General features: G+C 60.1%; 7 protein-coding genes. 2 read left to right on the top strand and 5 right to left on the bottom strand.

Annotated features, from left to right (window positions below):
- Positions 1–40: 40 nt before the first annotated feature.
- The 5 genes from treZ to GRAN_RS02355 form a co-directional block, all read right to left on the bottom strand.
- Positions 41–1,798: a malto-oligosyltrehalose trehalohydrolase gene (gene treZ, locus GRAN_RS02375; RefSeq protein ID WP_128911410.1), complete on the bottom strand. Its 1,758-nt coding sequence runs from the start codon at positions 1,796–1,798 to the stop codon at positions 41–43.
- Positions 1,791–4,475 carry a malto-oligosyltrehalose synthase gene (gene treY, locus GRAN_RS02370; protein WP_128911409.1) on the bottom strand — a complete coding sequence of 895 codons (2,685 nt, stop codon included), beginning with the start codon at positions 4,473–4,475 and terminating at the stop codon, positions 1,791–1,793. The genes treZ and treY overlap by 8 nt, the downstream gene beginning before the upstream one ends.
- 257 nt (positions 4,476–4,732) lie before the next feature.
- A complete protein-coding gene (locus GRAN_RS02365; protein WP_128911408.1) occupies positions 4,733–6,286 on the bottom strand; it encodes a hypothetical protein in 1,554 nt (517 codons plus the stop codon).
- The gene (locus tag GRAN_RS02360; RefSeq protein ID WP_128911407.1) at positions 6,283–7,284 is read right to left on the bottom strand and encodes an ABC transporter ATP-binding protein; all 1,002 of its coding nucleotides are present in this window, start codon (positions 7,282–7,284) and stop codon (positions 6,283–6,285) included. Before GRAN_RS02360 ends, GRAN_RS02365 begins: the two co-directional genes overlap by 4 nt.
- Before the next feature lie 173 nt (positions 7,285–7,457).
- Positions 7,458–7,880 carry a GntR family transcriptional regulator gene (locus GRAN_RS02355; protein ID WP_241654288.1) on the bottom strand — a complete coding sequence of 141 codons (423 nt, stop codon included), beginning with the start codon at positions 7,878–7,880 and terminating at the stop codon, positions 7,458–7,460.
- Between the two features lie 471 nt (positions 7,881–8,351).
- On the opposite strand from GRAN_RS02355, the gene GRAN_RS02350 reads away from it, so the two are divergent.
- Both GRAN_RS02350 and GRAN_RS02345 read left to right on the top strand, forming a co-directional pair.
- A complete protein-coding gene (locus tag GRAN_RS02350; RefSeq protein WP_128911406.1) occupies positions 8,352–11,663 on the top strand; it encodes a vitamin B12-dependent ribonucleotide reductase in 3,312 nt (1,103 codons plus the stop codon).
- 101 nt (positions 11,664–11,764) lie between these two features.
- Entirely contained in the window at positions 11,765–13,459 is a 1,695-nt protein-coding gene (locus GRAN_RS02345) for a pentapeptide repeat-containing protein (protein WP_128911405.1), read from the top strand.
- Positions 13,460–13,676 lie beyond the last annotated feature (217 nt).

The raw sequence follows: 13,676 nt of genomic DNA, 5'->3' as shown, positions 1-13,676 counted from the left end.
CCGTCCCAATCTTGAAATTCAGGCGCTTAGGCCTTCCGCCCTAGTCGATCGACTCGTACTCAGCCGAGAGGATGGCGAATCCATCGGCAGCGACTTCTACCTTCCCATCCACCGTACAAAGGCCCTCGATCGTGCTCAGCACCACGCGCGCGTCTTCCATCGCGCCAAACGTTGCCGGCTCGTTCCCCAGGTTGCAGATCACCGCGATCAGCCCGCGTCGCATCTCCAGCCAGCGCTTCTCCTCGCTGTACCGGATTTCGACATGGTTCTTGTCACCATCGTTCAGAGACTGAGAATGCCTCCGCAGCTTGATCAGCGCGCAGAACCACTCCAGCATCTCCGCGTGCTTGCCCTCATGCACCTCGCTCCAGTCCAGCTTCGACCTCTGGAACGTCTCCACCTTCTCCGGATCCGCGATCTCCTCATTGGCGAACCCGAACGCTGCGAACTCCTTCTTGCGCCCTTCGGAGACCGCCTTCGCCATCACCTCGTCTTCATGATCGGCAAAGTAGAGATACGGTGTCGAAGCCGCAAACTCTTCCCCCTGGAACAGCATCGGGATAAATGGAGCCGTCAGTAAAAGCCCCGCCGCCATCTTCGCCCGCTTCATTCCGACGAGATGCTCAAGCCGTTCGCCCTTCGCACGGTTCCCAATCTGATCGTGATTCTGAATAAAGCTGATGAAGTGATGCGCCGAAAGCCCGTCCACTGGTCGCCCGTGGGAACGGTTCCGATACCGTGAGTACCCGCCATCGAATACGAAGATCCGCGTAAGCGCCTTCACCAGCTTCTCGAACGATCCGAAGTCGCTGTAGTACCCGGCACCCTCCGGCTCCATATGCATCAGCGTGAACAGCGCATGGTGAAAGTCATCGCTCCATTGCGCATCGATTCCGAAGCCGCCAGCCTCGATCGGCTTCACGATCTTCGGATCGTTCAAATCGCTTTCCGCGATCAGGATCAGCTTCCGCTGCAGTGTCGCCCCAAGCGTCTCGACCTCTGCCGAAAGCTGTTCCAGGAAGTGCACCGCCGACCGGTCCATGAACTCGTGAATTGCATCCAGCCGCAGACCGTCGATGTGGTAATCCCGCATCCACATCAGAGCGTTATCGCAGAAGAAGCGCCGCACCTCGTCGCTGCCCGCCTCTTCGAAATTGACCGCGTCGCCCCATGGCGTCCGGTGCCGATCCGTCACGTATGGGCCAAACTTCCCGGTGTAATTCCCCGTAGGCCCAAAGTGGTTGTAGACCACGTCCAGGATCACCGCCAACCCCGTCGCATGTGCCGCGTCGACAAACCGCTTCAGCCCATCCGGCCCGCCATAATTATCCTGCACCGCGTATAGCGCAACCCCGTCGTAGCCCCAACCCTGCGCCCCGGGAAACGAGTTCACCGGCATGATCTCGATGTGCGTCACCCCGAGGTCCCTCAGGTATCCGAGCCTTTCAATCGCCGCATCGAACGTCCCGCCCTCGGTAAACGTCCCGATATGCAACTCGTACAAAATTGCGCCCCCGAATGGGGGCCCGTACCAGTCCCTATCCTTCCACGCAAAGGCATGCTGGTCATAGACTCGCGAGGTCCCATGCACCCCATGCGGCTGCCACAGGCTCCGCGGATCCGGGTACGGCGTCGTGTCGTCGTCGAGCAGGAACCCGTAGTCGGTCCCGTTACCCGCCATCTGCACCTTCGCCTTCCACCACCCTTTCGCGTCCGGTCCAACCATCTCCACCGTCTGATCGGCCATCTTTACCGCGATCTTCTTCGGCTTGGGTGCCCACACTTTGAACTCATGCATGCTTCTTCTGCTCCTGTCCGCCTGCCACGTCCAGGCCCTCCAAAGTAAGTAAAGCTACAGGAAACTGATGCAGGAGCTGCTCGATCGGAACCTCACCCCCGGCAAGAATCTCCCCTGTAACCCGGTTCCGCCAATCGCCCTTCGGCAGCGTTACGGTCGTCCCATCCCAGTTCCCAAGACTCACCGTCAACCTCGGAGCCACCGTCACCACCCTCCCGCCACGCCGATACGCAATCGCATGATCTGCCTTCGGCCCGGTCGCCGTCAGCGCGACATATTCCGCTTCCGGTCCAAACCACTCCGGCTTCTCACGTCGCAGGTGCAGCGCACCCCGGATTAGCGCCATCTTCGGCAGCCCATCCTCCATCCGGTCCATGATCTCCCTTGGCGTGAGCAAGGGAATCTCCTTCAACAGCTTCCGCCTCAGGTCATAATCCACCGGTCTCCGGTTATCCGGATCCACGAGGCTGTGATCCCAGATCTCCGATCCCTGATACAGGTCCGGAACCCCAGGCGACGTGTACTTCAGCAGCGTCTGCGTCAGCGAGTTCATCCGTCCCGCCCGGTTGATCCCTGTGACGAAGCTCTCCATCGCCCGCATAAACACCATGTCGTCCAGCACGCTCTCCATGAATTTGTTGAGCGCGTCCTCGAACTCCTGGTTGTTCGCCACCCATGAGGTCTTCTGCTTCGCCTCCCGCATCGCCTTTTGCATGTACTGCTTCGCCCGTTCCAGCGACAGAGGCCACGCCCCAATCAGCGTTTGGTAGAAGAAGTACTCCGAGTTCCGATCCGGTAGCCCATTTGTCTTGTACTTGTCATTCGCAATCGTCCACCGCTCGACTGTGGCTCCGAACTCCTCCGGAATCTCCGACAGAACGGCCAGCCGCGCCCGCACATCGTCGGCCCGCTTCGTATCATGCGTCGAAAGTGTCACCATCGTCGCCGGATGCGTCGCCTGCATCTTCTCAGAGTACGCATGAAACTCCGCGACGCTGTAACCATTGCGCCCCGGATCTCCACCAACCTCGCACATCCCAGTCAGCCGGTTGTAACAATAGAACGCCGTATCTTCAACACCCTTCGCCATCACCGGGCTCGTGAACTGCTGAAACCGCAGTACAAACTCGCTCTCCAGCTTCCCCGTTACCTTCAGCGTCAGCACATCGCCGATGAAGTCGAACAGCCCTCCGCCGATCTCCGGCTTGTTGTCCTTCGCACACTTGACGGCCAGTTCCACGACTTCACAGTCCTCGTCCGTCATCTCGCCGCGCTCTGGCACGACATACGTTCGATAAACCGAGAAGCACGACGCCACCTCACGGAGCGCCCGCCGTATCTCCGTCCGTGTTGAGTCTCGATGATCCCGATTCTGTTCACACACATCCACAAAGAGGCTTGTCAGTCGATTCACATCCGATCCCAGCGCCTCCTGCGTCACGGCAATCTTCTTATCATGAGCGATGGTAGGAAAGTCCGTCGGCTCACCCGTAAAGCGGGCATAGATGTCGTTCAGCTTCGCCATCCCCACCGGATCGAGCAGCACGCCCGCCGCCACGTTCAGGAAGTCGTACCCGCTGGTCCCTTGAATGGGCCAGTTCTCCCGCAGAAATTCACCCGGCTCAAGAATCTTCTCCCCGATAATCCAGGCGTTCGGAGCCGCGTTCCGCAGTCTCTTGAAATACTCCAGCGGGTCCCTTAGCCCATCCGGATGATCCACCCGGATCCCGTCCAGCACTCCTTGCCGCAACCACTTCACCAGCAGCTCATGTGTCTCGTCGAACACATAGTCGAGCTCCACCCGCAGCCCGATCAGCGTATTCACATCGAAGAACCGCCGGTACCCCAACTGCTGATCCGCCGTCTTCCAGTACGCCAGCCGGTAGTTCTGCTGGTTCAAGAAATCGTCGAGCCCATCCAGATTCTGGTTCAGCTCGTTCATCGACCGGTCAATACCCTCGCACACCCCCGGCTGCTCCGCGCACAGCCTCTTCAGCAGATCGTTCAGCACGACCTTGTCCCGGTTCCGGTCCAGAATCCTCCGGCGATCCGCGAATGCAGGCACCGGAAGCCGCCCATAAGAGGCCGAGATAAAGTTCAACTCGTCCGACTTCGCGTACTCCGCCGCCTTCGTCAGGAACGCTGGCAGGGAATTCGGAGCCACCGGCAGCCTCTGGCCCGCGCACTCCACAAAAAAGCAGTTCCCCCGCCGCGTCACCCGAATTTCCCCTGCGCTCAACACCACGCCATACTGGTCCCCCAGGATCGGCACCAGCACCTTATCCCGAAGCCGTTCTTCCTGCGGATTCCAGTCGATATCAAAGAATGAGGCGTAACGACTCGTCGACCCGTTCTCGATGACATCCCACCAAAGGTGGTTCTCCTGCCCAAGCGACATGTGGTTTGGCACGATGTCCAGTACCTGCCCCAGGCCGTTGTCGCCCAGCGCCTTGCACAGCCGCGTATGCCCAGCGGCGCCGCCAAGTTCTTCATTCACATGACGATGATCGACAACATCGTACCCATGCATACTCCCCGGAGCAGCCTGCAGGTATGGCGAGCAGTAAGCATGAGAGATCCCGAGCGCGCTCAGATATTCCGCGATAGCAGCAGCATCATCGAAGGTGAAGCCCTTGTGGAGCTGCAGCCTGTAGGTAGAAAAAGGGACACGGGTCATCGAGCTCGCTTCCGTTTTGGGGGACAGGTCTCCCTGCCCAGGCGGATCGCAAAAGTGCGTCAGGTCGAGCCCCCGGCCTAAGCCGTCGCGCTCACCTGAAATTACGGGTTCTGTCGTTAGAGTCCCAACCCGCCCCCACGGTTGTACCTCGCATCCAACCCCGTCCCCGCGCCTGCGAACCCACCCTGCTCAAGGGCACAGCTTCAGCAGTGCCTAAAGACCCGCCACGAACGGCCTCTACCCCCGGGGATGCGCCGCTACTCCACCGGCCCTACCCGTCCATGCCTCACATAGTCTCCCAACTTCACCCCGACCTGCGACAACTCCATCCGAAAGTCACTTACCCGCCCGAAGGGCGCAAACGTCACCGTCGTCCCCGGACAAAGCGCATTCACCCTCGGAGCCTGGTTCGGCCCTGCACCTCTCGTCTGAAACCTAAGTCCCATCGGCAAAACCGGGTCCAGCACGATCGGCAGATGCTGCACACCCGCAAGCGCCGCCAACCCCGGGGTCCCTGTCTGCTCTGTCGTCGCTGGCGAATCGAGCCCACACGGTGTCTGTATCACTGGAGCAGAGATCAGCGTCAGCTCCGGCCCCGGCATAGGATACCGGCAGACCGGCAGCATAAACTGCTCCGGCAAGAACGAGCACACCCCACCGCCCGGCGTGCGGTATCCATCCATTCTTGAAACCACCGCCTCCGGCATCCCCTTCCGTAACTCTGACACAGCCATCGTCAGCGTCACCGTCATCGGAGCCACACCAACCTTCGCGAACGCCGAATGCGGCATCACCACGCCGAAATAGGCAGGGCCGTTCTCGACCATCCCTGGAAAGATCTGCCACGTCGAATCCCAGCGAAAACCATCTGCTCCCTCCAGCCGCATCTGGATCGCCTTGCCCTCCAGCTCCATCTCCGCAGGAACTCCGGATACCGTCACCGGCAGAAGAAGAAACACATTTCCCCGCATCAGGAACGGCGCACCCACACCCGGCTGTCCATGCGCAGGATCCATATTGAAGCTCATCTGCGGATGGACATCTGCCGCGGCCGTTATCTCGGGATAAGCGTGCCGGAACAACAACCCTGCCGGCCCCAGGAGCACGAGCACACACGCCATGAGAGCGGTTCCCGCCAGCATCCATCTCGACTCCACCGTGCGCCGTCTCCTGTACTGGAATGCAATAATTCCGCTGATCAAGACAGCCGCCAGTCCGGCGACAAACTTTGAAACGTACGGCGGCGTTTCCTGGAACGCGCTCAACTGCGCCGTACCCGTCCCGAGTAGCAGCAAGTAAAGAAAGCTCCCCAGAAGCGTCAGAGCCATCTTCCCAAATCCGGAGGTCACTGCCGCGTTCGCCATCAGCGGAAGAAACACGATCCCCACCGTCAAGCCCAGGCTCTTCAGCAGACCCGGAATTCCGGCAACCACTGCAAGCCCCGCATGGTGCAGCAGGTACATCTGCATCACCAAGAGCGGCAGCCATACAAACACCGCAAGGAACAGCACCTTCGCCCCCAGCAGCGTCTCCCACCTATACGGTCGCGTCAGCCAGAACTGCCGGTCCCCCACCAGCGACTCGTCATGCACCAACCGAGACACGAGAATCACCCATGCCGTCGGCAGGAGCACATGCAGCGCCATCCCAATCAACTGCGTGGTCTGATCCATGCTCCCTGGACCTCCCGTCCAGGTCTTCGGCATCACCCAGCCGAACGCGATCAGCATCGCCAGATGGTTCGCGATCTCCGGATAAAGGTGCCACGCATCCTTCTTCAGGATGTGCAGAATCTGTGCGGGTGCGGTCATGCGCGGCTCCTGTCTGCCTTGTCGCTCTTGTCTGTTTTCTGCGTCCGCTTGTTCCGCCGCTCTTCGAGAGCCGCCATATCCACCGGCCCGCGCCCAGACCGTGCCAGCGCCAGGAAGATCGTCCGCAGCGTCATTGGCTCCATCTCCACCCCAACCGCCTGCGGGAAAACCGCCGCGATCTGCTCCTCCACCGGCTCCGTATCGGCCTGGCTATGGACAAAGCGCGCCACCGACGGAGCCGTCTCCAGCAGAACCCACGAAGCCGGAGCCGCCGCGTCAGAAGCCGCCCCATCCCCAAGCGTCACCGTAACCTCGCGGAATCGCGCGATCAGCGTAGCCATCTCTTCCGCGAACACAAGTTTCCCTTGGTGCAGATACCCAACATGTGTCGCGAAGGACTCGATCTCCGCCAGGTCATGCGAAGAGATCAGGATCGTCGTCGGCGCTGTCCGCTCCGCCGCCGTATCCACCTCGACTTCCTCCAGCAGCGCCTCGATCAACTCGTCCCGCACCAGCGGATCCAACCCCGAGAACGGCTCATCCAGCACGATCAGCGAGGGCCGGAACGCAAGCACGCTCGCCAGCGCCGCCTTCATCAGCATCCCCCGCGAAAGATGCTTCAGCTTCCGGTCGAGCGGCAAATCCAGCACCCGGACCAGGTCCGCATCGTCCCACTCCGGATAAAACGGTTGCAGATAATCGAGGTATTGCCGCACCGTCATCCACTCCGGCAGCTCCTGGTTCTCCGACACATACCCGATCCGCGTGAACGCCTCCCCGGTAAGCCCTGTCGAATTTTCCCCCAGCACCGTCGCCGACCCCGCCGAAGGTTGAAGAATATTCATCAGCAGCTTGATGAGCGTCGTCTTCCCCGCGCCGTTATGCCCCACCAGCGCAAACACCGCACCCATCGGCACCGAAAGGGAAGTAGGCTGCAAAGCCTGCGTCCGCCCGTACCCCTTCGCCAACCCGACGGTCTCAATCGCAAATCCAGCCATCACCCCTCCTTTGCCGTTACCGCCAAAACCGTCCGGGCACCCCATCCTCACCGACAGCTTCACCTCGGTGAGGGTGGGAACGTAAACGTCCGCAGTCCTCGCCCCTGCCGTTGCCTGTCCTCGACGTCATCCTGAACGCAGTGAAGGACCCCTGTGTTCCGTCGCCCCGCCCATCACTCCTTCACCTTCAACCTCTCCCAATGCCCTTCCACCGCCTCCACCACCTCGCCCAGCGAAATCCCCAGCTTCTTCGCTCCCACCACAAGCACCTCAATCTCTTCATCCAGCAGACGAGCCCGCTCCCGCCGCGTCGAATCCGGCATCACCGCCACCACGTTCCCGATCCCCGGTCGCGTCTCCAGCAACCCCTCCGTCACCAGTTGCGACACGATCTTGTGCGCCGTATTCGGGTTGATCTTCAGCTCCCGCGACAGCGCCCGTACCGAAGGAAACGGATCCCCTGGCTTCAGTTGTCCCGAGATCATCGCCTTCCGCGCCGCGTACACGGTCTGCTCGAAGATCGAAGCACCAGCCCGAAACTGAACCCGGAAGGGAATCATGGCCGTACTATGACACGTGATACACGCAGTGCGCAACTCGGCTCGGATACCCACATTCCCACACCCCCAACCCCTTGCGCTCTCCCGCCCGCAAGCCTAGCCTCAAACATGCGCCGCGAAGCGTGTCTATTCCTCGAACGGGGACGCACCCAAAAGCACGTTCCACAGAACATTTCCAGGGAATTTCCCCGCAAGCATAAGGAAAACCCGCGTTCTACCGTATCTGCAACGACAACACAAGATGTAGACTTAAACCTGTTGACATCCCCCATTAGGGGCAGTAACGTCACGTTTACAAGGCATGCGGAGAAACCCCGGCCTGCCAATCGAGGACCTTTTACTTTCACCCAGCCGCCCACCGGGCCAGGCGCAACTCCCCACGCCTGGCAGACGCCGGAGCAGCAACTTTGGGGCATTTCACCGGGCCGATCCCTGACCCCGCAGCCCAGACCTTAGCACCAGACATCCGTAGCCGACCCCCGTACCAGGAAAGAGAGATCCACCCTCATGGCCCCGATCCAAAACCTCACCGCCGCCCCCGCAGCTATCAAGCCTGAGACGAAGAAGTCCAAATCGGCCCCCGGCCTCGCCTTCACCCGCCACTTCACAACCCCCGGCGTCTCCCCCTACGACCAGGTCACCTGGGAAAAGCGTGACGCCGTCATCCAGGACTGGAAGGGCAAGCTCATCTTCGAGCAGAAGGCCGTCGAAGTCCCCGCCGACTGGTCCATGACCGCGACCAACATCGTCGCCTCCAAGTACCTCCACGGCCTCAACGGCTCCCAGGAACGCGAGTCCGGCGTCCGCGCCCTCATCACCCGCGTCGCCGAGTCCATCCGCGACTGGGGCATCCGTGACGGCTTCTTCAAGACCCCCGAAGACGCCGAGATCTTCTACGCCGAACTCGCCCACCTTCTCCTCAACCAGAAGGTCGCCTTCAACTCCCCCGTCTGGTTCAACGTAGGCTGCGACCGCCTCGAGCCCAACTCCGACGCCCAGAACTGGCACTGGAACCCCCACTCCTGCGCCATCGAGTTCTCCGTCACCGGCTACTCCAAGCCCCAGTGCTCGGCCTGCTTCATCAACTCTGTCCAGGACTCCCTCGATAGCATCCTCACCCTCGCCAAGACCGAGGGCATGCTCTTCAAGTGGGGCTCCGGAGCCGGTTCGAACCTCTCCTCGATCCGTGGCTCGATGGAGACCCTCTCCGGCGGCGGAACCGCCTCCGGCCCGCTCTCCTTCATGCGCGGCTTCGATGCCTTCGCCGGCGTCATCAAGTCCGGCGGCAAGACCCGCCGCGCCGCCAAGATGGTCGTCCTCAACATCGACCACCCGGACATCGAAGACTTCATCGAGTGCAAGGTCAAGGAAGAAGAGAAGGCGTGGCATCTCGTCCAGGCCGGCTACGACGGCTCCGGTCCCGACTCCGAGGCCTACTCCAGCATCTTCTTCCAGAACGCCAACAACTCTGTCCGGGTCACCGACGAGTTCATGCAGGCCGTCGAGAAGGACTCCACCTTCGCTACCCGCACCGTCAAGGGCAAGGAAGTCGTCAAGGAGTACAAGGCCCGCGACCTCATGCACAAGATCGCCGAAGCCACCTGGCAGTGCGGCGACCCCGGCATGCAGTACGACACCACTATCAACCGCTGGCACACCAGCAAGAACACCGCCCGCATCAACGCCTCGAACCCCTGCTCCGAGTACATGTTCCTCGATGACTCCGCCTGCAACCTTGCGTCCTTCAACCTCCTGAAGTTCCTCACCCCCGGCGGCCAGTTCGACATCCCCGCCTACCGCCACGCCATCGCCGTCGTCACCACCGCCATGGAGATCATCGTCGACTCGGCTGGCTACCCCACCGAGATGATCGCGAAAAACTCCCACGACTACCGCCCGCTCGGCCTCGGCTACGCCAATCTCGGCGCTCTCCTCATGGCCTTCGGCCTCCCCTACGACTCCGACGCCGGACGCGACTTCGCCGGAACTCTCACCGCCATCCTCTGCGGCGACGCCTACTGGCAGTCCTCGCGCATCGCCGAGACCTGTGCCCCCCTCGGAGCCGCCACCCCCACCACCCAGCGCGCCGAAATCACCGGAGGCGCCTGCCCCGGCTTCTACGTCAACCGTGAGCCCTTCCTCGACGTCATCCGCATGCACCGCTCCGAGGTCAACAAGATCGGCGCGTCGAAGACCTCGAAAGAGCCCTTCACCGCACCCCAGCTCTCCGACCTCATCGGAGCCGCCAAGCATGCCTGGGACGGAGCCCTCGCCCACGGTGAAAAGCACGGCTACCGCAACTCCCAGGTCACCGTCCTCGCCCCCACCGGAACCATCGGCTTCATGATGGACTGCGACACCACCGGCGTCGAGCCCGACCTCGCCCTCGTCAAGTACAAGAAGCTCGTCGGCGGCGGCATGATCAAGATCGTCAACTCGACGGTCCCGTCCGCCCTCATCAAGCTCGGCTACTCCGAGTCCGACGTCAACGCCATCGTCAGCTACATCGACGCTACCGGCACTATCGAAGGCGCGCCCGGCATCAAAAACGAGCACCTCCCCGTCTTCGACTGCTCCTTCAAGCCCGCCAAGGGAACCCGCTCCATCCAGTACATGGGCCACATCAAGATGATGGCCGCCGCCCAGCCCTTCCTCTCCGGAGCCATCTCCAAGACCGTCAACCTTCCGAACGACTGCTCCGTCCAGGATGTCGCCGACGCCTACATGGAATCCTGGCGTCTCGGCGTCAAGGCCGTAGCCATCTACCGCGACGGCTCCAAGGGAACCCAGCCCCTCAACGTTTCCGCCCAGACCGACGACAACAAGAAGGGGACCAAGGTCGGCGGAAATGTCCCGCCCGCCGCCGCCGGCACCATGCAGATCGCCGAAGTCGTCGCCGCCGAGAAGCAGAACACCGCCACCCCGACGTCCGAAGAGATCGTCATCCACAAGCAGACCGCCGCTGCCCTCGACGAGGCCAACACCCGCATCGTCTCGCTCGAGAAGCAGCTCTCCCAGCTCATCCACTCCATCACCCAGAACTCCGAGACCGCATCGGCCAAAGAGCCGCCACGCGCCGTCCGCCACCGCCTCCCCGCCGAGCGCGCCTCCGTCACCCACAAGTTCGCGCTCTCCGGCCACGAGGGATACCTCACCGTCGGCCTCTACCCCAACGGCACCCCCGGCGAGATCTTCATCCGCATGGCCAAGGAGGGTTCCACCATCTCCGGCCTCATGGACTCCTTCGCGACCGCCATCTCGCTCTCCCTCCAGCACGGCGTCCCGCTCAAGGTCCTCTGCGAGAAGTTCGCCCACACCCGCTTCGAGCCCAGCGGCTGGACCGGTAACCCCGAAATCGGCTACGCCAAGTCGGTGATGGATTACATCTTCCGCTGGATCCAGCTCCGCTTCCTCTCCGGAACCCAGATGGATCTCTTCGCCGGCCTCAAGCCCCCCACCAGCATCCCCGTCCAGGGCACCATCAACGCCCCATCCAACACCATCAGCCTCCACGCCAGCGCGGCCGAAGCACCCGCGTCCACCGCAAGCTATCCTACCTATTCCCCGGAAGAGTACTCCGACCGCACGGCCCCGAAGGGCGGCATAGCCCCCGACCTCCAGGCCCGCGAAGGCCTGCAATCGACCGAAGCCGACTACCGCACCCCCGAAGACCGGGGCATCTTCCACACCGCCAACGCCATGAAGGATCTCTACGACATGGGCGACAGCCCAAGCTGCGCCACCTGCGGAGCCATCATGACAAGATCCGGATCCTGCTACCGCTGCAACGAATGCGGAAGCACAAGCGGCTGCAGCTAGGTTTAGGCCCCGAACTTTTAGCAACTTGATAGATAGCAGCCCCTACACTCGGGGCTGTTGTCTTTCTCGTCGTCATTCAATTCTTATCAGTAGGTTCGGAGATGAGAACTTTACCCGCCGTACTTCTAATAGCAGCTTGTCTTTGCTTCTTTTCGCAGCATCAGTTCGCTTCCTTTGAAGTCCAGAAAGCTTCCTCTGAGGTCCAGAAAGCGGATAAATCAATGGCAAGGCCACCGGGTAAGATCAAAGGTTCGAAACCTGCTTCAGAAGGAGCTGGCGGCGCTTCGCTCGGAATGGTGGTCCCTCCTAAAGACGCGATCACTGACCCCAACCACTCCTTGGAAACACAGAAGTTGGAACTTGAGATCGCTAAGCTGAAGTCAGATGTCGTAAGCGGTAACAAGTTTGAGGTCGTCAAAGCCGTCGGGACGTTTCTCACCAGTTTGGGGATAATCGGCACCCTACTCCTTGGTTTGTCTCAGCAAAGACAAACCCGTATTTCGCGTGATGATGAAAGATTTGAACGCTCAGTCACCCGACTTGGTAGCCAACAGATCGCTGAACGTCTCACGGGACTAGCCGGCCTTAGACCCTTCCTTCAAAGTCCCGATCGGAGCCGTCAGATCAGCGCACTGAATTATTTAGTAAATGCTGGCGTGATTGAACCCGATCCAACGGTGAGAAGTGCAATAGAAAATCTCTTTGATTCGATATCTAATCTAAATCTAGATGCGGCTGTGCTGAATGAAGGCCTCACTGCCGCCAGGGATCGAAATCGTGCGGTATACATACGCGCGACAAATGCATTTATTAAGCAACAGACGGACGCGAAGAAGCGACTAGTTGACGAAAAGTTTACGGAAGTCTTGATTGGTAACCCGCCACCAGAAGAGATTTCGCCATTGGAGATCAGCTCACGGATGATTGCCGCTCTGGTTCGGGCTGGAGCGAGCATCGAAGACCTATCGAAGATCTATTGCCCAAACTGTTCGTTCTCCTCTCGTGAGCGGCCGGCAAGACTCGTCGGGGTCAGCTTTGAAAATGCGATCTTACGAAGAGCGGTTTTCACCGCTGCTGATCTAGAACTGGCCTCCTTCCACAACGCGGACCTTATTCTTGCCGATTTCATCGGCGCCAAGCTCGTAAGAGCTAAGTTCACAGCTGACTCGGTTTTCGAGCCGTGGAGTATTAGCGCTGCTGCGAATAGTGGAGAGCTGGCTTCATCTTGGGGAACGATCTTCGCTTGCTCAGATCTATCGTATGCCGATTTCGGCGGGAGAACAGTGTTTACTCTGATTTACAGAAATGGCGTGTACGGCGGAAATATGAGAGATGAGTTTAACAAGGCGCTCCTCGTCGGTACTAAGTTTCGCGAAGCGGCTTTTACCATAGCAGTTCCGTTAGATGGTATCTCTCAGGCACAACTTGCCCCGTTGCTGCCCGCGCAATATTCTCCGATGACAAATGCTAACTTTTCTGTTCTGAGCGGGCCAGTAAACTACTTCAAGGAAACAAAGCTCACTATTTGGAAATACTTTGGAGGTGAGGACGCGGAATTCAAACCCTTACCAAATGAGTATGGCCCCGATTTGACAACCGTTATGTCGGGTTTTCTCAATGCAAGGAGCCTTGATAAGGCCGAGCTTCCCAAATTCATGAGTTCCTTCATTAATCAGAACAGAGGAGCTCTCGAGAAGCCTCTGATCTCCTATAACTGCTCCAACGGACAAAAGAGCGCCGATATTTCAGGAATGTTTTCTCAGGGGGGAGCGATGACGGGAAACGCCCGCTTTTGAGTCCGTGCCGTGTTCATCCATAGGGGATGTAATCTGACGGTGGCGATACCGCTCCAGCTTGCCTTGCTTAAGGGCACGGCTTCAACCGTGCCGCAAACGCCATAAAAGCACCGAGGGCTTTAGCCCCTGAAGTACGCTTTACTCCAACCAGCCACAAGCCCCAAATTCCCACTCCACCCACCCCCACCCGAAAAACCCAACAAATAACTCCCGAAGC

Source organism: Granulicella sibirica (assembly GCF_004115155.1).
GTDB classification, from domain to species: domain Bacteria; phylum Acidobacteriota; class Terriglobia; order Terriglobales; family Acidobacteriaceae; genus Edaphobacter; species Edaphobacter sibiricus.
Note: the sequence above shows the minus strand (reverse complement) of the source record. Positions and strands in the feature narration are given on the sequence as shown.